The sequence below is a fragment of the Saccharospirillum impatiens DSM 12546 genome (genome assembly GCF_000423605.1).
Taxonomy (GTDB): Bacteria; Pseudomonadota; Gammaproteobacteria; order Pseudomonadales; family Natronospirillaceae; genus Saccharospirillum; species Saccharospirillum impatiens.
Genome location: NZ_AUIH01000050.1, coordinates 1 through 22,233 on the forward strand (window position 1 = coordinate 1; position 22,233 = coordinate 22,233).

Sequence of the window (22,233 nt, forward strand, 5' to 3'; positions counted from 1 at the left end):
GGTGAGGCTTTAGAGTGCTTGTTTACAGGTACGTGGCCTGAGTTTATTCAGGTGAAGCTGCGAGAAACTGGTTTGGACGCTGAATAGTTACGATAGTTTTTGCTTTGTAGCTTAATTATGTGCGGTCTGATCAAAACCCTAGCAGGTTGTTGAAAAAGGGTTCCTGCCTTTTCCAAAACACGAAAAAAAACATTGCGATTTTTACTTTTCTTAAAAAATCAATGACTTAGGCGTCATTGATTTTGCTGGTATATCCATATACCGGTAGCAGGCCGCCGAAATCCTGAGAATTTCAACAGCCTGCTAGTAACCTATGCAACCAATTACAAGACTAAAAACCTATATTCGCTTATCTCCGCGTGGTGATGGCTGTGTATGTCTAGGGAAACTCCGAATTTCTGTGCGACTTTGCATACTTGTTCACTCCTAGCAAAGAGATACGCACGAGCGCTATAATCAGAGCAAACCAGTGATAGCAAAATGCCTCTCAATTGGAGGCGTTCTGAAAGACTGGCTGCAAGCCCGTGTGTACTATTTCATCGTGGGCATGGAGAATTCTGCCCCAGCACGAATGCCCGTAGGCCAGCGCGCGGTTACTGTCTTCATGCGGGTGTAGAAACGCACGCCATCAGGGCCATGCATGTGCAACGGGCCGAACAGGGAACGCTTCCAGCCACCAAAACTATGGAACGCCATAGGCACAGGAATAGGTACGTTAACCCCGACCATGCCAACCTGTACTTGCTCGGTATACTGGCGGGCAGTATCGCCGTCGCGGGTAAAGATTGCGGTGCCGTTGCCGTACTCGTGGGCATTGACCATTGCCAGTGCCTCCTCGTAGGAGCCGACTCGTACAACACAGAGTACCGGACCGAAGATCTCTTCCTGATAGATGCGCATGCCCGGCTTGACGTGATCAAACAGTGTGGCACCGACAAAATAGCCCTGTTCATTGTCTTTGGCGACAAAATCGCGACCGTCAACCACGAGCGTGGCGCCCTCTTCTGCGCCGGTGCTGATGTAATCACGGACCTTGGCGGCGTGCTCACGGGTGACCAGCGGACCCATATGGGGTTCCGGAATCTGTCCAGTTCCGGGCCCGACTGTCAGCTTTTTTACTTCTGACTTCAGGTCCCGAACCAGGTTGTCGGCCACTTCATCGCCCACACATACGGCCACGGAAATGGCCATGCAGCGTTCGCCGGCAGAACCGTACGCTGCACCCAGGAGGGAATTTACCACCTGTTCCGGGTCTGCATCCGGCATGATAACCATGTGGTTCTTGGCACCGCCCAGGGCCTGCACCCGCTTGCCATGCTTTGAGGCGGTCTCGTAGATATACTCTGCGATCGGCGTGGAGCCAACAAATCCGACTGCCTGAACGCGGTCGTCCGTCAGCAGCACGTCTACGGCTTCCTTGTCGCCATTGACGACATTGAAAACACCCTGGGGCAAGCCAGCCTCAGTCAGCAGTTCAGCCAGCATCATGGGTACAGTCGGATCTTTTTCTGAGGGCTTCATGACAAAGGTGTTGCCGCAGGCAATGGACACCGGGAACATCCACATCGGCACCATGGCCGGGAAATTAAACGGCGATATGCCAGCACATACGCCTACGGGCTGCATCATGGAATAGCTGTCTACGCCTGTACCCACATTCAGGGAATGCTCACCTTTTAATAAGTGCGGAATGCCACAGGCGAATTCAACCACTTCCATACCCCGGGTCAGTTCCCCCATGGCATCGGAAAGGACTTTGCCGTGTTCCAGGCTGAGCTGCCGGGCGATTTTATCGGCGTCACGCTCCAGCAGTGCTTTGAAGCGGAACATGATACGGGCTCGCTTGAGGGGCGATATCCGACTCCAGCCCGGCAAGGCGGCCTGGGCAGAAGTGACAGCCGAGCGAGCTTCGTCGGCACTTGCCATGGCGACGCGACTGGCTTCCTCTCCGGTGGCAGGGTTGTAGACGGGGGCGTCACGGCCGCTGGTGCTGGTGACGCGCTGACCGTCTATGTAGTGTCCTAGTGTGTTCATTTTGGAGTACCTTTTAATGTTTGTCCGTATGTGTCAATTTCTGCATCGTACAACGGATGCTAAACTCGAGCCCCAGTATTTCGGCCTTAATATGCCTCGCTACGACCTTGATGGCCCCGGTTATCTGTTCGCGGATGACACGGGATGCCCTCCGGTCGCGCCAAAAATTACCTTAGAACCAGTTTTAGGCCTCGACCTTCAGGTCGGCTTCAGAGCAGGCTTTGGTGAGGCCAGCGTAGCCCATTTTGGCGTACGTCAGGGAGTGGGCAACAGCCGGGTCCTGTTCCGCCTCTACGACCAGCCAACCCTGATAGTCGCTTTTCTTCAGACCTTTAAACAGGGTTGGGTAATCGATGCAGCCATCACCAGGTACGGTAAAGGCTCCAGTGAGCATGGCATCCAGAAAGCTCATATCGCGGTTTTTTACGTCAGCCAGTACCTCGGGGCGGATGTCTTTGCAATGCACGTGGTTAATACGGTCGGCGTAGTCCCGCTGCAGTGCTGCACAATCGCCTCCGGCAAAATGCATGTGGCCGGTGTCCAGCAAAAGGCCGAGCGAAGAATGAGTGGCGTCCATCAGTCGACGCACGTCGGTTTCTGTCTCCACAACGGTACCCATGTGGTGATGGTAAGCCAGCTGTACGCCCTGTGCATAACAGTAGTCCGCCACTGTATTCAGCCGTTCGGTAAAACTGGCCCACTGATCATCGGTCATTACCGGACGCTGAGACACTGGCGTATTTTGATCGCCATGCACGGCGCCGGTGACTTCGCAAAATACCATCACTTTGGCGCCCAGACTCTTTAACAGGTGCAGGTGGTCCTGGACCGCGGCAATTTCGTCTTCGGCCGTGCGCGTCAGCAGGTGAGCGCTGTACCAACCGGAGACCAGATCAAGCCTGTGATCGCGCAGAATAGGCCCGAGAGCTTCTGGCGTGCGGGGGAACTTATTGCCCAGCTCAAAACCAGCGTAGCCCGCTTCTTTGCCTTCACTTAAACAAGTTTCCAGAGATGTCTCCGCCCCCAATTCCGGCATGTCGTCGTTGGTCCAGGTAATGGGGTTGATACCTATGCGTACACTCATAGTTGATACCTCTAATAATTTCATGATCAATTCGATCAGTAGGGTTGCTTGCCTTTACTGGCTTGATAGCCGGCCCGCGCCTGTTGGACAGTATTGCGGTCCGATACTTCCGGCACAGCGACATCCCACCACTGTCCACCATCGGTCGTGATGTATGGATCCGTATCCAGGGTCACCACATAGGATCGATCAGAAGAACGTGCCCGCTGCAGGGCCGCCTCAAGCTGAGCAATGTCTTCCACTCGTTCAGCTTCGGCGCCCAGAGCGCGGGCGTGCGCCGCGAAATCCAGCTTGGGTGCGCCATCGGGTACGGTGTAGCAGTCTTCCAGCAGGTTATTGAACGACGCTCCACCGGTGGCGTTCTGCAACCGGTTGATGCACCCATAGCCGCGGTTGTCGAGCACCACCACGATGATTTTGTGACCCATCATCACGCTGGTGGCCAGTTCTGAATTGAGCATCATGTAGGAGCCGTCGCCGACCACGACAAAGACGTCTCGATCCGGGTGTGCCATCTTGACGCCCAGTCCTCCGGCGATCTCGTAACCCATACAGGAAAACCCATATTCGACGTGATAAGCATCCGGGTCGTCGGTTCTCCAGAGTTTGTGCAATTCGCCCGGCAGACCACCCGCAGCGCATACCACGACATCCCTTGGGGCAGACTGGCGTTTTACGGCACCCAGCACCTGGGCATCCGACGGCAGACCGGTGGGTGAGTCAGTTGTCTCCGGCGCTGTTACCTGGTCATAGTAGCTCTGCCATTCAGCGGCCAAAAGACGAACTCGAACCGGCCAGGCGTCATCGGAGTGCCAGTCGCCAAGCGCCTTGGTCAACGCTTGCAGTCCCGCCAGTGCGTCGGACTGCAGTGGCACCGCCTGATGCTTGCTGGCATCGAACCGGCCCACATTTAGCTGCACCAGCGGTGCCTCAACTCGGCCAAACAGGGTGCGTGAGGCGGTGGTAAAGTCCTGCAGTCGAGTCCCTACGGCCAGTATCAGATCGGCCTCTGCTATCAGGGTATTGGCCGCCGTGGTACCGGTGACACCTACAGCGCCTGCGCTCAACGGATGGTCCCATCTCAAGGCCCCTTTTCCGGCTTGAGTCTCCGTAACCGGAATACCATGACTCTCGGCAAACACAGTCAGAGCCCCAGCAGCGCGGGCGTAATGCACGCCGCCTCCGGCCACTATGACCGGCTTTTTGGCAGCGCGAATCAGGCCTAGCACATGGGCCAGCTCATTTGGTTCGGGTTGCGGCCGGCGAATGCGGTGCACGGTTTCAGCAAAAAATGCCGTCGGGTAATCGTAGGCTTCAGCCTGAACATCCTGACAGAGCGCAATCGTTGCCGGACCACAGTCGGCTGGGTCCAGCAGAGTCTGTATCGCCACAGGCAAGCTGGTAATGATCTGCTCCGGACGGGTAATGCGATCAAAATAGCGGCTCACCGGACGGAAGCAGTCATTGACACTGACACCGGGTTCACCGAAATGCTCAACCTGCTGGAGTACCGGGTCTGGTGTCCGGTTGGCAAACACATCACCGGGCAAAAACAGCACAGGTAATCGATTCGCGTGGGCGAGCCCGGCCGCTGTCACCATGTTGGTGGCACCCGGGCCGATGGAACTGGTACAGGCCATCATGCGCTGACGCCGGTGCGCCTTGGCGAAGGCGATAGCAGCATGCGCCATGCCCTGCTCGTTGTGAGCCCGAAACGTCGGCAATCGGTCGCGGTGAGCGTGCAACGCCTCCCCCAGCCCAGCAACGTTGCCGTGCCCGAAAATGCCGAAAACACCTTCGAACAGGGGATAAACCCCGGCCCCGGTGTCGATCTTCTGCGCGGCCAGATACCGCACCAGCGCTTGTGCCATGGTCAGACGAATGGTGGCCATGGTGGTCCCTCCTCAGGCTTGGTCAGCAGCACGAGCCTGCCAGCATTGAATCAGCTCAACGTAATTGTCGCTCACCTGCTGAACCAGGGTGGCGTCATCTATATCATCGGCCAGCCAGGCACGGCTTGAGCTACCGAATAAGGTCCGGCCTACCGTAAAGCCTCTGCAGATACTGAACCCGGCACTGTGGTTGAATTCCCGCTTGAGTTCTTCCAACGGGGCATCTAATCCCAGCAACACCACTCCGTGACAGCTTGGGTCACGTTCAGTAATGCACTCTTCCAGTTGTTTCCAGGTTGCGCGTGACGGCGCCGGCAGTTTCCACCAGTCCGGGTACACTCCAAGATTGTAGAACCGTTGCATGGCTCGCGGCAGCGTTTGGTCATCAGCGGGAAGGTCCCGGGGCGGAATCACTTCCAAGAGCAGTTCATGGCCGGACGCCAGGCAGGCTTGGTACAGTTCCTGAACCTGACGTTCCTGCTGACGTCGCAGATCGATCGCCTGGTCTGGATGGTAAAACACCAGGCACTTGACGATATGCTCGATGGGCCAAGTCTGTAGCCGTGAGCCGATAGAACGCCCACCCTCCAGCTCAAGCGGCAAAGAAGTAGGCAGTTCCACCGGCCGGCCAATCCACCAGCCGCGCCCAGTCACTGCATTCAGCGCTGCCTGACCGTAGGTATCATCAATCAGTACACCCACCTGGTCGGAGACACCACCGCGCCGGGCACCGTCTTCAGCGGCCTGGATCAATAACATCTTCAGATGTTTGATCCGTTCAGGATCAGCGCCGGTATCCTGAGCCATGTCAAACAGTTGCTTGCGGTGGTCAAAAGCCAGACCGTAAATATCTGGCCACCGGGGACGCCGACGACTGGCCACCCGGTGCAGGCGGTTGAGCCGGACATCCTGATCGGGTCTGGCTATGGCCTCGGCATGCTTCAGGTAGTCGTCCAGCTCTGCAGCATCGGGAATCGCCGGCGCACAGCCATGACGAGACACCACCAGTGCTCCGCAGGCGTTGGCATAGGCACTGCTGCGCTCATGCGATTCGCCTCGAACCCATCCGCGCAGAAAACCGGATAGAAAAGCATCGCCGGCACCCAGTACGTTCAGTACGTCGACCCGAACACCGGTATGGACGATGCAATCATCCATATGACCGGGGATCTCACCGTCAATGACCGTACAGCCCTGTGCGCCCAGTTTGAGAACGATACTGGCATCGGTTAGACGGCGGATCGTGCGCAGAGCCGTCAGGGTGTCTTCACTGCCGCCAGCTATGTGGACTTCCTCTTCCGTGCCCACAATCAGATCCAGGTCCGGCAAAATGCTCTGCAGATGCTGGGTCACAGAATCAGACGACACAAAGCGGTTTTCACCTTCGCCCAGACCGGTCAGGCCCCAAAGCACCGGGCGGTAGTCGATATCAAGAATGACCCTGGTTCCGGCGGCCTTTGCATAGTCCATCGCCTTACGGCTAGCGCTAAAGGTTTCTGGAGTAGAAAAATGCGTCCCGGTAATCAGCAGGGCTTTACTGGAGGCGATGAATTCCGGGTCGAAGTCGTCCTGGCTCACGGCCATATCCGCGCAGTCATTGCGGTAAAAAATCAGGGGAAATGTCTCCTGGTCTTTGATCCCCAGGATGACCAAACCAGTAAGGCGTTCGGGATCAGTCACCACATGACTGACGTCAACGCCGGCACGAGCCAGCTCTTCACGTACAAAACGACCCATGTGCTCGTCACCGACACGGGTCAACATGGCTGACTTCAGGCCCAGCCGTGCGGTGCCATAGGCGATATTACCGGACGAACCGCCCAGGTATTTGGCGAAACTGTGGACGTCTTCCAGGCGACTGCCCACCTGCTGGGAATACAGGTCTACTGCGGCACGGCCCAGGCAGATGACATCCAATGGCCGGGCCGCCCCAGGCGTGTTTGCTGTGTTTTTCATAATATAGGTCTCTTGTCCTGAATCGGGGTCACAAGGTGATCCACTGGCCGTTAGCGTGAGATTGCTCCCAGGCGTCAATAACCTGACTCACTTCATAGGCGGCGCGGAAATCCGGCCACAGGGGCTTGTCTTCCGTCAGGCCCTCTACCAAGTCGCGAATTTCAATAATCTTCTGGTCGTTGAAACCAATGCCGTGGCCGGGGCCAACACAGAAATTCACATAATCCGGATGCTCTGGGCCCATCAGCAGGGTACGAAAGCCCTGACGGTTTCTGGGATCGTTGGCAGTAAACAGTTTCAGTTCACTCATGCGCTCCTGGTCAAACACCAGGGTGCCTTTGGTACCAGTGATTTCATAAGTCAGCCCCATTTTGCGGCCCCAGGCCACCCGACTGGTTTCCAGGGTGCCCATGGCGCCGCTGGCAAATCGCACCATGGCATGAGCCTGATCTTCATTTTCGACCCGGGCGGTTTGGCCTGGCTGTCCAGCTACTGGACGTTCGGAAATCACTGTCTGCAGGTCGCCACTGAGAGCGGCAATATCACCCACCAGATAGTGGGCCATATTGATAATGTGTGCCCCCATGTCTCCCAGGGTACCGCTGCCGGAAAATTCCCGCTTCAGGCGCCAGCTGTGCGGCTCCAGTGGGTCGGCCAGATAGTCTTCATTATGCGTACCGCGAAAATGCACGATCTCACCGATTTCTCCGGCCGCAATTATTTCCCGCGCTAGCTGGGACGCCGGATTGCGCATGTAATTGAAACCCACCAGGGTCTTCACTCCGGCTCTTTCTGCGGCCAGAGTCATTTCAAGGGCATCCGCGGCGTTGATGGCCAGCGGCTTTTCACAGTACACCGACTTACCCGCCGCGATCGCAGCCAGGGCCATTTCCTTGTGCAAAAAATTAGGGGAGCAGATGTCGACCACATCAACGTCCGGGTCATTGACCAGCGTCTTCCAGTCACCCGTAGACCGACGGAACCCGAGCTCACGGGCTTTGTCCGCCGCCAGACTGTCAGACACCTCGGCGAGCAGTTCGCAATCCACCCCTGCGTTCAGCGAAAACACAGTCGGCGCGGCCTTGAAGGCAATAGCGTGCGCCTTACCCATAAAGCCCGTACCAATTAATCCGATACGTAGGCGTTGCATGCACTTCTCCTGGTAAATAGTTTGCCTGTCGTTCCGTTTCTCAGGCGGTAGCGGATTCTTTTTCATCGGAACGTGCAAACTCGGCGAGTTCAGACTCCAGTTGCTCCATTTCTTCACCACCGGCCATCATTTCGAGAACTTCCTCACGAGTGACATCAGCTTTCATGAACGTACCCAGACTGTGTCCCCGGTTCAGCAACGTAAATCGGTCGGCTACCGGGTACGCATGGTGGACGTTGTGAGTGATCAAAATAACCGCCAGACCCTTGGCCCTGGCCTGAGCTACTACTCTGAGCACCGCAGCACACTGTTTTACCCCTAGCGCCGCAGTCGGTTCGTCCAGAATCAGCACCTTGGCTCCGAAATGAATAGCCCTGGCAATGGCCAGACACTGACGTTCACCACCGGACATGGTGCCGATGGCCTGCTCCGGATCACGCACCTTAATGCCAATGTCGGCCAGGCCCTTCTGGGCTATATCATTGGCACGCTGGGTGTCAAACTGCTTGAACGGCCCCCAGCCTTTAGTGATCTCGCGACCCATGAAAAAATTTCGGGTCACACTCATCAGAGGTACGAGTGCCAGATCCTGATAGACAGTGGCGATGCCATAATCCAGTGCGTCCCGGGGAGATTTGAACCGCACCGGTTTGCCCTCGATCAGAAATTCGCCTTCACTCGGTTTGTGCACCCCGGCAAGGGTTTTGATCAGAGTGGACTTGCCGGCTCCGTTGTCACCCAGCAGACAGTGCACTTCGCCCAGTTTTACTTGCATATTAATGTCTTTCAGGGCAATAACGCTGCCGAAAAAACGGCTGACTTTTTTTAATTCCAGTACATAGTCACTCATGCTAATTCTCCTGCTACAGCCGATTACTGGGCTTCGGTGACCCGTTTGCGGATCACATTATTGAACATTACAGCGATCAAAAGCATGCCGCCCAGGAACACCCGAAACCAATCCGAATTAATACCGGAAAAATAGATGCCCATCTGAACCACCCCGAAGATCAACGCCCCGAAACAGGCGCCAACTACTGAACCATAACCACCCGTCAGCAGGGCGCCGCCGATGACTACGGCAATAATGGCTTCAAACTCTTTCAGCAGTCCCCGGTCCGCAGCGGCCGAGCCAAACTCCAGAACCTGACAGGCGGCCAGAACCGTGGCGCAGAACGCGGTGAACATGAACAGACTGATTTTGACTCGGTCGGTGGGTACGCCGACATTTTTTGCCGCCTTGCTGTCACCGCCGGTGGCGAAAATCCAGTTGCCGTACTTGGTACGCAGCAATACCCAGCTGGCCACCAGCGCCAGCAGGAACCACCAGACAATGACCATGGGAATGCCGTCCACTATGGGAGTACCATCTGGATAAGCCGCCATCAGACCGATGTCAGCCAGCCACTGGAACAGCCAGGTCCCAATGGTGCCACCAAAGACCGCCGCCAGCATGTCGCCTTCCGCCGCACCGCGTACGCCACCGACGATGGTCCGGTTGGTAAACAGCAGTGCCAGAGCAATGGTGAAACCGCGAAGAATGAACAGAAACGCCAGACTAACAATGAACGACGGCAACCCGGTGCGCACCACGATATAACCGATGGTAAAACCAATGGACAGCGCCAGCGCGAACGCGAAAATGATGGATGTCCAGATAGGCCAATCCCAGTACATAGTGGGTATGGCGATCATCATCCCGGCAAACCCGATCATGGACCCGATGGACAGATCGAATTCACCGCCGATCATCAACATACACGCACCTATGGCGATGATGCCCAGTTGAGCCGACACCGTACTCCAGTTGAGCACCCCGCTGGGGCTGAACATGCCGGAATCGCCAGCGATCAGGATAAAAAAGATGAACACCAGAATGGCACCGGAAATTGAACCCAGCTCTGGTCTGCTCAGCAATTTGTTGAGCGTCGACACCTTACGTACTCGTTCGTCAGTGGCTTGGCCGGGCACATTGCCGGGCCGGTTCTCGGGGGTAGTTGAAACCGACATGTCTAGGACACCTCATTGGTTGTAATTTTTTAGGCTGTTTTTTTGGCGTGGATCAAACAGGAAGCGGCGCTATTTTTTTTATGCCGCCGTACTGGTTAATGCTAGAATAGAATAAATTTTCTATTTGTCAAACAAAATGGAAATTACCTTTTTTATTTCTCTGCAAATGCTTGACAAAACCCCAAGTCGAGTCCATCTTTCTCGCCAGATGGAATTAATTTTCCATTTTAACTCGTTAGAGAACAATAATTTCATATTAATCGGGTTAGGTGTGCACAACTATAGATGGCCGGGATTCATCCGGTGTCAGTGCCACTGCCCAGCGAGGAGAGAAAATAATGAAACCTATAAGAAAGACCCTCTTTACCCTACTGTCGACAAGCCTGCTGGTTATCGCAGCCGCCACTGCCCCCATGAGTGCAATGGCCCAGGAACGCTTTGTGCTGATCAGCCACGCGCCAGATTCTGACACCTGGTGGAATACTATTCGCAATGCGGTGAGTGAAGCCGGGGAAGCTATGGATGCGGATGTTGAATACCGCAACCCCACCAATGGCGATTTAGCTCAAATGGCCCGCATCGTTGAGCAGGCCACCGCCTCCAACCCAGACGGCATCATTGTGAGCATTGCCGATTTCAATGTTCTGGAAGCGCCCATCAAAAACGCCGTGCGTCGTGGCATTCCAGTCATTACTATTAACTCCGGGACGGCAGAACAGAGCCGAGAGTTGGGTGCTCTGCTGCACATTGGTCAACCAGAGTATGACGCCGGTTTTGGCGCTGGTGAGCGTGCTGCGGAAGCGGGCGTAACGGAGTTTGTGTGTGTCAACCACTATATTACCAACCCCGCCTCTGTAGAACGCTGTCAGGGTTATGCCGATGCCCTGGATATGGATCTGAGCGGTCGTATGATCGACACTGGTATTGACCCGACGGAGGTTCAGCGTCGTGTAGAAGCCTACCTGCGCCAGCATCCGGAAGTGAATGGCATATTGGCTGTGGGCCCCAACTCAGCTCATCCCACCATAAACGCACTGGAAAACATCCGCCGGGACGGTGACGTACACTTTGCCACCTTTGACCTGAGCGGCAAGATTGCCGATGCTATCAAGTCTGGCACCATTGCCTTTGCTATCGACCAGCAACCGTACCTTCAGGGTTATATGCCGGTAGTCATGCTGTCGCTGTACTCTCGTTACGGGATCATCCCCAGCAACAACATGAACTCGGGTCCTGGTTTCATTACCGCCGACAACATCTCACTGGTAGAAGAACTGGCAGGTGAAGTTCGCTAATCTGCTATTGGCAGGTGGTGCCCGATTCGGGCCTCACCTGCCTCATGCTGTACCCACTTGAAATCATAAAAACTATCCCACTATTGCAATCTTGGAAATTTCATTCCATTTTGAGTGAGCTCTAACACCACTCGAACAAAGGATATTGCAAATGACGGACATCACTATCGCGCCCGAAACCCTGAGCGATCTGCAGAATGCCATTACTGAGCGTTACGACAGCTTCAGTAAGCGCCTGCGTCAAGTCGCCCAGTACCTGATGGATCATCCGAGCGAGATCGCCTTTGGCACCGTCACAGTTATAGCCAAGGATGCCCAGGTACACCCGTCGACTCTGGTGCGGTTCGCCAATGCTCTTGGCTACAGCGGATTCACTGAAATGCAGAGTCTGTTTCAGCAAAAGCTATTGCAGGACAGTCCCAGTTATACCGAAAGGATCCGGATCGCCAGAGAAACCCTGGGTGATCCGGGTACCCAGTCTCCGTCCCAGTTGCTGGGCGAATTCACGCATGCCGATACCATGGCATTGCAAGCCCTGGAGAGCCATATACCGGCTGCCGACCTGGACCAGGCCATTGATATTCTGGCCGGTGCCGATGCCACCCACATCATTGGGGTGCGGCGCTCCTTCGTACCAGCTGCTTACTTTGCCTATGCCCTGCGTCACATTGACCGCCGTGCCCACCTGCTCGACAACGTCGGCGGTATGATCCGCGAGCAGGCCAGTACCATCGGCAGTAACGATGTGCTGCTGGCCATCAGCTTCCGGCCCTATGCCACCGAGACCAATGAAACCGTGCGCATTGCCGTTGAGCGCGGCGTGCCTATCGTCGTCATTACTGACAGCAAACTGAGCCCCCTGGCCAGACTCGCCACTGTCGCTTTTACTCTACCGGATTCCGAAGTTCACGGTTTTCGGTCCATTACGCCTACGCTCTGTCTGGCTCAATCACTGGCCATCGGACTGGCGTATCGACTTGATAAAAACCGGTCAATGGCCCATAACCCGGCCTGACCCACAACTCTATCGGAGATCCGTTATGATCAACATCTGTCTGTTTGGTGCGGGACGCATTGGCGCTATTCACGCGGCCAACGTGGCCAACCATCCGCAGGCTAACCTGCGCTACATAGTGGACCTGTTTGCCGAGTCTGCCCAGAAACTGGCGGACACTTACGGCGGCAAAGTAACCTCAGTTGCAGCTGCCATGGCTGACCCTGAGGTGCATGCTGTGATCATTGCCAGCCCGACAGACACCCATGCGGATCTGATTGAGCAGGCCGCAGCGGCTGGTATAGCAATTTTTTGTGAAAAACCGATCGACCTGAGCGCCGAACGCACCCGCACCTGCCTGGAATTTATCCAGAAGGCCGGTGTCACTTGCCTGGTAGGCTTCAATCGGCGCTATGACCCGAATTTCAGCGAAGTCAAAGCCCAGATCAACAATGCAGCCATTGGTGACGTGGAAATGGTCAGTATCACCAGCCGGGATCCGACACCGCCGCCGGCCCAATACGTTCAGTCTTCCGGCGGACTGTTCCGTGACATGATGATTCACGATCTGGACATGGCCCGCTGGCTGCTCGGTGAAGAGCCCAATGAAGTCTTTGCCACTGCCAGTTGTCTGATTGATCCGGAAATAGGCGCCAACGGCGATGTAGATACCGCCCTGGTCACCTTGAAAACCCCGAGTGGCAAGCTGTGCCAGATCAGCAACAGCCGCCGTGCCGCCTACGGTTATGACCAGCGCATCGAAGTACTGGGCTCCAAAGGCATGGCCCAGGCCGAGAACCAGCTTGAAAGCACTGTGGTGATCACTACCGACGAGGGCGCCACTTCAGCCAAACCCCAGCATTTCTTCCTTGAGCGATATGCTGCCGCCTACCAGGTGGAACTGAACAACTTCATCCGATCGGTTCAGGGTGAAGAACAGCCCCTGGCCACCGAACACGACGGTTTGATGGCCCTGGTGCTGGCTGATGCCGCAGTTGAGTCCGCGCGCACTGGCCAGGTCGTCAAACTGTAAGCAAAGGAGAACCAAATATGTCCCATTTATTGTCAAAACCGCAAGCGCCCGACAAGATCGGCTGCATTCAACGCATTACCCCGCAGTCGGCAAACTGGCAGTACGTCGGGTTTGAAGTCTATACCCTGAAAGCCGGTGAGGTCCTGACCCTGCCCACAGAGCAGACTGAGGTCTGCCTGGTTCTAATGACCGGCAAAGCAGACGTAAAAACCCGAACGCAGAGCTGGTCCGATATCGGCGCCCGGATGACTATTTTTGAACAAGAACCACCCTATGCGGTCTATGTGCCGCCGCATGATGAATACACCGTCAACGCCAAAACCGATCTGGAACTGGCCGTTTCCCGAGCACCAGCCGAGGGCAAATACCCGGCGCGACTGATCCGTCCGGACGAACTGGAATACATCACCCGCGGCGAGGGCACTAACGAGCGCCGGGTCTGCAATATACTGTTCAATGACATTCCAGCAGAACGCCTGCTGGTGGTGGAGGTATTTACCCCGAATGGTAACTGGTCAAGTTATCCGCCACACAAACACGATACCGACGACAAGCCCCAGGAAACCCAGCTGGAGGAAACCTACTACCACCGCATGAACCCTTCTCAGGGCTTTGCTTTTCAGCGAGTGTACACCGACGACCGAAGCCTGGACGAAACCATCACCGTGGAAGACTGCGGCGTAGTAATGGTGCCAGAGGGCTATCATCCAGTGGGGGCCCCGCATGGGTACGACCTGTATTACCTCAATACCATGGCCGGTCCGGAACGCACCTGGATCTTCCACAATGACCCGGCTCACGAATGGATGCTGAAATAATGTCGGTTAACGCTAATCAACGCCGTCTGCGTCTGGGCGTTATCGGGGGCGGCCCGGGCTCATTTATTGGCAGTATTCACCGCGGCGGTGCCGTGATGGACGGCCTGTACGAAGTGGTGGCGGGTGCTTTTTCGTCCAATGCCGAGCGCGCCATAGAAGCTGCCGAGGCCTTGCATGTGCCACGCGGTTACCCCAGTGGTCATGCGTTAATTACTGCAGAAGCAGAACGCAATGACCGCTGTGACGTAATTGCCATTATGACACCCAACGACAGCCACTTCGCACTGGCCCAACAGGCCCTCAGATCGGGCTTCCACGTGTTCTGTGAAAAGCCGCTGACACATACGTCTGCCGAGGCCGATGAACTGGCGCAATTGGCAAAAGCACAAAACAGATTGTTTTGCGTCGCCTATGCCTACTCCGGATTCCCCATGGTGCGCCAGGCCCGGGCCATGGTCGCCAACGGGGATCTGGGCGAGCTGCGCCAGGTACAGGTGGAATACACCCAAGGCCATTTGGCGACGCTGACTCCGCAAGAAAGAACGGGTGACAACTGGCATTTCCAGCCGGAAGTGAGTGGTCCCTCCCTGATTCTGGGCGACATCGGCACCCACGCCTGGCACCTAGCGTCGTTTGTAACCGGCGTCGAACCCAGCCATCTTACCGCTGACGTGACCACCGTCGTACCCGGACGCAGTGCCCATGATACCGCCACTCTACTGACCCGATACGCCAACAACGCCCGCGGCACGATTTGGGTCACTCAGGCGGCTACTGGCGCAGAGCACGGTTTGTCGATAAAGGTGTTCGGGAGCAAAGGCGGCCTGGAGTGGTATCAGCAGCAACCCAATGAACTGATCTACCGGCCGCTGGAACAGCCTCGCCAAACGCTGGTGAAGGGCGGACCCGGACTGTACAGGGCCGCCAACCGGATGACCCGGGTGGTCATCGGACATCCCGAAGGTTATCAGGAAGCGTTTGCTTCCTTGTATCGTGATCTGGCGGAGGCTATCACCGCCAAAGACAGTGGCCAGCCGCTGTCGCCCGACAACGCCTTTCCCACCGCCGAGGACGGTGCCCGCGGCATTCATTTCATTGAAACCTGTCTGCGCTCCGTGGCCAATGGTGGACAATGGGAGCCGTTGCCCTAGAGTTGACGCTGCCCCATCCTCCGAGTTGCTGCAATGCTCTCAGGCGCGGCGGCGATCGCGCCGCGCCGCCAGAGCTGCGTCCAGTGCCCCGACCGACCAACCTTCCTGTATCGCCTGGGTCAGCAACTGCTGGCCAGTCTGTGGTGCCAGACCGCCAACGGGTGGGTCCGTATCCAGATTGGTGGGAAAAGAGTAGCCCTGAGCGACAGTAGCAATCACCCCCTGCAACGCAGTATCGCAGAGACTGCCCGCCTGATAACGGGCCAGCAAAGTGGGAAATACGACCTGACTCATAGCGTCGTGATCCAGGGTTTCCATGGGCACCCCAAAGGCCGATGAGACCTGCAACAGGTTTACCATACGGTGTTGGTCCGGGGTGCGATTGGTACCAGCGGCGTGAAACAGCGCTGGATTGAAAAACACCTGGTCACCCTTTTGCAAGGCCAACTGCACCGCATGCTGAGCAAAAAAGTCTTTGAAGCCTTCGTCCCGCCAGGCCAGATAGCCAAGCTCATACTGATGCGAAAACGGCAGAAACTGAGTCGGCCCGGTTTCCACCGGCATATCGGTATGGGCCACGGCACCCTGAAGTGTCAGCAAAGGCGACATACGGTGCACCGCCAGCGGAAACTGGCTGGCGATTTCGTTGGTCTGAAAGCCCAACGGAAAGTCACGGTGTGGCTGTTGCGCCTGGCCCCCCGGATGCACCACATTAACCTGCGCGGTCAACTGGTAATGCGGCCCCAGCCAAGCTTCGGAAACCGCATGTATGACCGGATTGGCATAATAGTCGATAAAAGACTCCGGATTCTGCTCCGCGGCTTTCTGCAGGGCATTCCAGATTCGGGTATTGGCCCCGGCGGCGGCAAAATGATCACCGGCGATACGGCCTTCTGTTTCCTGCGCCATGATGCGCTCAAACACGCGAGTGTGGGCATCAACCACTTTGGTGTCGGCATAAGCGGCCCGAATGACCAATACACCCGGGCCCGATGACAGGGCACGGTGCAGCTCAGCCAGTAAAGACTGGCGCGATACCGCGCTGAGTCCGATAAAAGCACTGTGCTCATAGATCAGTACGTTCTGTTCCACGTCTGTCGCATTCAGGTAGTCATCCAGCTTTGTCGATTGCTGGCAGAGGGTGGTGAATTCGGCAAGGTCAATATCCGTCGGATCGGCGTGGGTACGAGTCAGCAAGGCAGTCATAGGGTGCTCCGGTTATTATCGTAATGGCTTGATGCTAGGCCCTGACCGTGTTGCAATAAACCCACAAAAACCTCAAAAACACCTCATTTATGATGCTTTCGCCCGACGCCATTCGCCGCTTTACCCTGAAACGCATTGCTGCCCAGGCAGGAGTCAGCAAAGCCACAGTTGACCGGGCCCTGCATGGGCGTGGGCAAGTGCACCATCAGACTCAACAGCGTATTCAGCAGGCCCTTACCGAGCTCGCGGAGCAGGAAAGTCAGGGCCTGGCACTCGGTCGCACCCTGTACATTGATGTGGTGATGCAGGCGCCCAGGCGTTTCAGCCAACAGGTGCGACAGGCGCTAGCGGCTGAACTGGCGAGCCTGGCACCGTTTCGTATCAGCCCGCGATACCATCTTTTTGAGTCCATCACTCTGCCCGATATGGTGCGGACATTACAGCGCTGTCGCCAGTCCAGCTCCCAGGGCATTATTCTAAAAGCGCCCGACGTGCCGGCCATTACAGCAGCCGTGAACGAGCTGGTATCGCAGCATAAGTTGCCGGTGTTAACCCTGGTTACTGATTTGCCTCAGAGCCAGCGCGCGCACTACATTGGCATGGATAACCGCGCCGCCGGGCGCACAGCGGCGTACCTTCTGATGCAATGGCTGGGCAGCAGTCGCGATAGCTGGCCGGCAATCGCCGTAGTCATGAGTAGCAGTCAGTTTCGCGGTGAAGAAGAGCGTGACATGGGGTTTCGCAGTTGGCTGCGGGAACACTATTCACAGGTTCCTGTGGTCGACATCGCCGGCGGCCAGGGCATCTACCACGGCACCTATGAGCGGATGCGCGCAGCGCTAGAAGAACATCCTGCGCTGTGTGCCGTGTACAGTGTGGGAGGTGGCAATGGCGCCATTCTTGATGCCTTTCGCGACAGTGACCGGGTGCTGACCGCCTTCATCGGCCATGACCTGGATGACGACAACCGTCGCCTGCTCAGCGCAGAGCGTATGCACGCCGTGATTGACCATGATCTGCGCGCCGACCTGCGTCAGGCCTGCCTGCGATTACTGGTAAGTCAGCGCTACCTGCATGCCTCGGCCATTGCCAACCTGCCCAAAACATCACCCATTCAAGTGGTGACCCCCTGCAACCTCCCAACGGATTGAAACGCTGCATGGCTCAAGCACTATTGCCGCATAAGAGGCCGATTACATTAAGGCAACAGGAATGGTGACTGAACCCTGTGCTGTTAGCCAACGACACGCCCCGCTTCGCGGATCAAAAAAAGGCCACCTGTCGTTCATGGCATACTTTGTCACAAGCCCTCTATTAAATGACATTCCAAGCTAGGATTCACTTACTTTATACCTCTGTATAGAAGATCCATCCGGTCAAGGGTGTTTAGTTCACCAATAAAACCTGCACAGCCGCTCTCAAGTTCCACGAAATCTGGTTAATCTAAGGCTCCGCAATTATGCCAACACCTCCGTGGAACAGATATAGCCCAGCGTCGACCCTATCTGCGTCTAAACTAACGCTTGAGGATGAGTAGTAAAAGTAACAATGTATTTCGGGAATCTATTCTAAGGGTACCAAAACCATGCCTGGCTCTTGGCAAGGTACTAATTCAACATAAAGACTACCTCGTCCAACAATCACAGTGAGTAAAGAACGCCTATCCCGGCACTTGCCTGAGAGACGACTCCACTACTACCGTTCTCAATCGGAAGGATGAGAGTCGACTAATGTGCGTGTCACATTAGCCCTTGCCATTAGCCCTGTATCACATTAGCCCTGTAATCAAGCGCAAGGTCAGGGAACTCTGCTTCAAGAGCCCCCTCAGCTCAGGATGTCGATGAAAATATCCTCAAGCAGAAAGCCGGATTTTTGTTTGTTGCAGCAGAGGTGAGTCTATCTGGTCTATAACACTGATACCGAAGCCGATGTAGAACAGTGACTTCTCATAGCGGCCAGACTTAGAAAAGATACCGGCCAGACGAACAATTTTTACCGGCCATAAAATACGACTGATCCGGTCAGAAATGCAAACTCCGCATGCTAAATGTTCAGCGCCATTATTTTAAGAAGCCCTCTATAGTAAGTCTTATAGGGCTAATTGCACATTAAGCTCAGTAGGTATAGCATCACTTCATCCGGCCAATTAATGGGTCTAAAACCGGCCAGAATCTGGCCAGAAAACGGCCAGTATCCTCCCATAACCGACTAATATCGACCAATTCATCTCAGAAAGTGGACCAGGAGATCCCATGCCACCACCCGCAGAAACACAGATGGAACCCATGTTTATTCGGGATGATCACTCAGATATGGACTCCCTGCGTGACCTTGCCTGGCGCCTTGGCCAAGAATCAGCCTCCATTGCCTCACCTCAGCTAAGCGAGATCCAGGGTGCGTTGGCAAAGCTCGTTAGAGCCATGAACTGTTACTACTCCAACCTGATCGAAGGTCACAACACTCTCCCCATCGAAATTGACCGGGCCCTCAAAAACCAGTTTGAATACGACCCCGGGCAAAGGGATCTCCAGGAAGAGACCAAAGCTCACATCGAGGTACAGCGTTGGATCGATGAGGACGATGGGTTGGCGGAGATTGGGTTTGGCGCGGCTGGTGTGTGTGAAATACATCGCCGGTTCTATGGCGCACTCCCTCACCATCTGCATTTCATGAGGGACTCGCAAACCGAGCAGCGAATACCGATCGTGCCAGGGGCGTATCGACAGAGAGAGGTGAGTGTTGGCCGACACATCCCCGTGGCACCAGATGACATTGATCGCTGTATGAACCGCTGGGACGACTGTTATACCAACTTGCCGGATTGGAAGCTTGTGCTGGCCACCGCGACGGCTCATCACCGTCTGGTCTGGATACATCCGATGCTCGATGGGAACGGGCGAGTGGCCCGACTGATCACGCACGCCATGCTGAAGAAGTCGATGAGAGGCGTGAATCTGTGGTCGGTCTCTCGGGGGTTCGCACAGGATAGGAATAGATATAAGGCGTTGTTAGCGAGTTGTGATCATCCCCGGCGCGGTGATCGGGACGGCCGTGGCCAACTCAGTGAATCCAGCCTGGTGGAATTCACCCGGTACCTTCTGGAAACCGCTCTGGATCAAGTCCAGTTCATGACGCACACCTTACGTACAGACACCTTCACCCGGGACTTTCTGGGCTGGGTGCGCAGCAACGATAAGCTGGCTAAGGGAGACAAGCTCATAGAGCACGTCATTCTGTACGGCCCGATCGAGCGAGGCTCAGTGCCAGAGGTACTGGGTATGCCGGATCGAAGCGCCAGGCGTGTGGTCAATGAGTTATCGAAGAGTTTTCTGCTGGAGTCAGATAGTACTAAAGCTCCGTTGCGGCTGAACATTCCTCTCCACGCAGCACAGGCCGTGTTCCCGGGAATGGTCCCGGACAATGCCGGGTGAACTGACTGTTCAATGGATGCCCGGGCACTGATCCGGACCGACTAGACCGACCCGGTTCAGCTGGCCATTGAAGTGGTTTAATGGATGTGGCCAACCCAGTTAAGAAATAACACCCTGAAACTGGACGTGGAACATGACCACAAGAAAGCAATATTCGAAAGAGTTCAAACTGGACGCCATTAGCTTGGTACAGGAGCAGGGATACTCAAAATCAGAGGCGGCGCGCAGTCTTGGGATCAACGCCAATGTATTGGGGCGCTGGATTAAAGAGCATGAAGCAGCCGATGGGCAGGCGTTCCAGGGTAATGGCATACTGACCCCTGAAAAAGCGGAAATTCCTCAATTGCGAGAGGGAAATCGCCGCCTGAAAATGGAGAACGAGATCTTAAAAAAAGCGACGGTCTCCTTTGCCAAAGAAACGCGCTGAAATACGCGTTCATCACCCAGCACAAGAAGACCTGGCCAGTCGGCGTAATGAGTCGGCTCTTGGGTGTCAGTCGCAATGCCTACTATCGGTATTGCCAGCGTCAACGCAACAGGCCGCCAGATTCCGAGCGCGAGACGATAATTGCTGATGTGAAGGAAGTCGCCAAAAATAGTAAATACAGCTACGGGTCCCGGCGAATGAAGCACGCCCTGAACGCTCTGGGCCACCCTGTTGGCCGGCGCAGGACGCGGTCGATGATGCGTGAGGCGGGTGGTTAAAGCCCGGTATCAAAGGAGGCACAAGGTCACCACCAACAGCAACCACAAGCAGCCAGTGTTCGACAATGTAGTGCCTTGGGAATTTACCACGGCTGAGCCGGATCAAGCGTATGTGACTGACATCACTTACATCTGGACTCAGGAAGGCTGGCTGTACCTGGCGGTGTCTATCGATTTGTTCAGTCGACGGGTCGTTGGCTGGAGCATGGGTTCGCGGATGAAAGCCAAGCTGGTGACAGACGCCCTACGCATGGCGATTTGGCAGCGGCAGCCGAGCGCTGGGCTGATCGTACATTCTGACCGAGGCTCCCAGTACGCCAGCAACGTTTACCGGCGACTGCTGCAAGCCTACGACTTAGTTGGCAGCATGAGCCGCAAAAGGGGATTGTTGGGACAACGCTGTCGCGGAGAGCTTCTTCGCAAGCTTGAAGAAAGAGCGTGTGCAGTGGCGGCACTACCAGACCCGCGTTGAGGCGCAGCGGGATATTCTGGAATACGTCGTGATGTTTTATAACAGTCGGCGACTGCATTCTACGCTGGGTCACACGAGCCCGAGCGATTACGAATCAGCCGTTTCTGAACTGAGAAAAGCAGCTTAACTGGGTTGTCACAAAACGCTTGACCACTCCACTTGGCATGCGGTGCAATATACGTCCATTGATCGTTGGATGCGTTATGCAACCACAGACGCTTACCATCCACATTGATGCCAGTTTCATCAACATGCAGCGCACCGGCGGCCTGGCGCAACTGCACCTTATTTAACGTTTCAAATAATTCAAGGCGTTGATAGGCGTCCGCATTGAAGTTATAGAGACTGCCAGCACTGAGGGGCATATCAAACACTTCAGCAAAATGAGTTTGGATGCGCTCATAGGGTATTAATTGAAACATCGACATGTAAACGGCATTGGCTTTAACGCTGGCACCATACTGCGTTGCTTTGCTCAGCTCGGGCGGAAACGGAGCCACAAATCGTTTGCCGCGCTCATTCTCCAAGACCTGAGCGCGGTATTCGGTGACATGGCGGGATATGCGAATATCAAATCGCTGGCGAGACTCATAACCGCGATCGACATAATTTCCGCGAGGTAAGGTGCGACGGTCAATGTCGATATGTTTGATCGCATCAGGATCATCCACTCGTTGCAGGTTGGTTCCTACGTGCCCTTGCTGTCCCCCAGCGGGCTTAGCATTTTTAGACCGGCTCTTTTTCTCGCGGTTAGGATCGCTGGCGGGTGGTTTACTGCTATTGCGGCTGTTCAGTCCAGCTCGATCGGCTAATAGTTTCACAACCGTCAGAAGCATGTGAATAGCCGCTTCTAGCGCGGGAGGCACGTCATCGCTCTTAGCCAGAAGATGCTCGACATCCTGAACTGTTTTATTAATATCGATGGGGTTGTGAGCCATTAAATAATGCTGCCGCCGTTAATTGATGCGAGTATTATCGCATGCCTTTTATGGGCGATTTTTT

The 22,233-nt window shown here is 55.5% G+C and carries 16 protein-coding genes and 1 pseudogene; 8 read left to right on the top strand and 9 right to left on the bottom strand.

The genetic code is table 11. The features are described 5' to 3' along the window. Window positions 1–531: 531 nt before the first annotated feature. The 7 genes from G565_RS0117570 to G565_RS0117600 all read right to left on the bottom strand — a co-directional run bounded on the left by G565_RS0117570 (window position 532) and on the right by G565_RS0117600 (window position 10,126). Complete coding sequence (locus tag G565_RS0117570; protein ID WP_028672042.1) at window positions 532–2,034, bottom strand: CoA-acylating methylmalonate-semialdehyde dehydrogenase; 1,503 nt, start codon at window positions 2,032–2,034, stop codon at window positions 532–534. 184 nt (window positions 2,035–2,218) lie between these two features. Further along, the gene (iolE, locus tag G565_RS0117575) at window positions 2,219–3,118 is read right to left on the bottom strand and encodes a myo-inosose-2 dehydratase (RefSeq protein WP_028672043.1); all 900 of its coding nucleotides are present in this window, start codon (window positions 3,116–3,118) and stop codon (window positions 2,219–2,221) included. A 35-nt stretch (window positions 3,119–3,153) separates the two neighbouring features. After that, window positions 3,154–5,010: a 3D-(3,5/4)-trihydroxycyclohexane-1,2-dione acylhydrolase (decyclizing) gene (iolD, locus tag G565_RS0117580; RefSeq protein ID WP_028672044.1), complete on the bottom strand. Its 1,857-nt coding sequence runs from the start codon at window positions 5,008–5,010 to the stop codon at window positions 3,154–3,156. A 12-nt stretch (window positions 5,011–5,022) separates the two neighbouring features. Further along, a complete protein-coding gene (locus G565_RS0117585) occupies window positions 5,023–6,966 on the bottom strand; it encodes a bifunctional 5-dehydro-2-deoxygluconokinase/5-dehydro-2-deoxyphosphogluconate aldolase (protein WP_028672045.1) in 1,944 nt (647 codons plus the stop codon). Window positions 6,967–6,994: 28 nt separating this feature from the next. Further along, window positions 6,995–8,116 (bottom strand): Gfo/Idh/MocA family protein, encoded by a 1,122-nt coding sequence (locus G565_RS0117590; RefSeq protein WP_028672046.1) that lies wholly within the window; start codon window positions 8,114–8,116, stop codon window positions 6,995–6,997. A gap of 40 nt (window positions 8,117–8,156) precedes the next feature. After that, complete coding sequence (locus G565_RS0117595) at window positions 8,157–8,966, bottom strand: ATP-binding cassette domain-containing protein (RefSeq protein WP_028672047.1); 810 nt, start codon at window positions 8,964–8,966, stop codon at window positions 8,157–8,159. 23 nt (window positions 8,967–8,989) lie between these two features. Next, entirely contained in the window at window positions 8,990–10,126 is a 1,137-nt protein-coding gene (locus tag G565_RS0117600) for an ABC transporter permease (RefSeq protein WP_028672048.1), read from the bottom strand. A gap of 338 nt (window positions 10,127–10,464) precedes the next feature. Here G565_RS0117600 and G565_RS0117605 point away from each other — a divergent pair, with 338 nt between their 5' ends. The 5 genes from G565_RS0117605 (at window position 10,465) to G565_RS0117625 (ending at window position 15,417) form a co-directional block, all read left to right on the top strand. Next, entirely contained in the window at window positions 10,465–11,421 is a 957-nt protein-coding gene (locus G565_RS0117605) for a sugar ABC transporter substrate-binding protein (RefSeq protein WP_084649446.1), read from the top strand. Window positions 11,422–11,572: 151 nt separating this feature from the next. Further along, window positions 11,573–12,436 (top strand): MurR/RpiR family transcriptional regulator, encoded by an 864-nt coding sequence (locus G565_RS0117610; RefSeq protein WP_028672050.1) that lies wholly within the window; start codon window positions 11,573–11,575, stop codon window positions 12,434–12,436. Between the two features lie 25 nt (window positions 12,437–12,461). Further along, window positions 12,462–13,448 carry an inositol 2-dehydrogenase gene (gene iolG, locus G565_RS0117615; RefSeq protein WP_028672051.1) on the top strand — a complete coding sequence of 329 codons (987 nt, stop codon included), beginning with the start codon at window positions 12,462–12,464 and terminating at the stop codon, window positions 13,446–13,448. 17 nt (window positions 13,449–13,465) lie between these two features. Beyond that, on the top strand, window positions 13,466–14,266 hold the full coding sequence (gene iolB, locus G565_RS0117620; RefSeq protein ID WP_028672052.1) for a 5-deoxy-glucuronate isomerase: 801 nt from the start codon (window positions 13,466–13,468) through the stop codon (window positions 14,264–14,266). Continuing rightward, window positions 14,266–15,417 (top strand): Gfo/Idh/MocA family protein, encoded by a 1,152-nt coding sequence (locus tag G565_RS0117625; RefSeq protein WP_028672053.1) that lies wholly within the window; start codon window positions 14,266–14,268, stop codon window positions 15,415–15,417. Before iolB ends, G565_RS0117625 begins: the two co-directional genes overlap by 1 nt. A 39-nt stretch (window positions 15,418–15,456) precedes the next feature. Here G565_RS0117625 and G565_RS0117630 read toward each other — a convergent pair whose 3' ends face one another. Further along, window positions 15,457–16,623, bottom strand: a complete 1,167-nt coding sequence (locus G565_RS0117630) for a phytanoyl-CoA dioxygenase family protein (protein ID WP_051208209.1) — start codon at window positions 16,621–16,623, stop codon at window positions 15,457–15,459. 89 nt (window positions 16,624–16,712) lie between these two features. Here G565_RS0117630 and G565_RS0117635 point away from each other — a divergent pair, with 89 nt between their 5' ends. The 3 genes and pseudogenes from G565_RS0117635 to G565_RS24755 all read left to right on the top strand — a co-directional run bounded on the left by G565_RS0117635 (window position 16,713) and on the right by G565_RS24755 (window position 21,358). Further along, complete coding sequence (locus G565_RS0117635) at window positions 16,713–17,774, top strand: LacI family DNA-binding transcriptional regulator (protein ID WP_211227214.1); 1,062 nt, start codon at window positions 16,713–16,715, stop codon at window positions 17,772–17,774. Window positions 17,775–18,875: 1,101 nt separating this feature from the next. Beyond that, on the top strand, window positions 18,876–20,054 hold the full coding sequence (locus G565_RS0117640; protein ID WP_051208210.1) for a Fic family protein: 1,179 nt from the start codon (window positions 18,876–18,878) through the stop codon (window positions 20,052–20,054). A gap of 133 nt (window positions 20,055–20,187) precedes the next feature. Beyond that, window positions 20,188–21,358 (top strand): annotated as a pseudogene (locus G565_RS24755) (IS3 family transposase). On the opposite strand, the gene G565_RS24760 reads toward G565_RS24755, so the two are convergent. Beyond that, entirely contained in the window at window positions 21,291–22,169 is an 879-nt protein-coding gene (locus tag G565_RS24760; RefSeq protein WP_051208211.1) for a DUF6444 domain-containing protein, read from the bottom strand. The pseudogene G565_RS24755 and the gene G565_RS24760 sit on opposite strands and share 68 nt — an antisense overlap. Window positions 22,170–22,233: the final 64 nt, after the last annotated feature.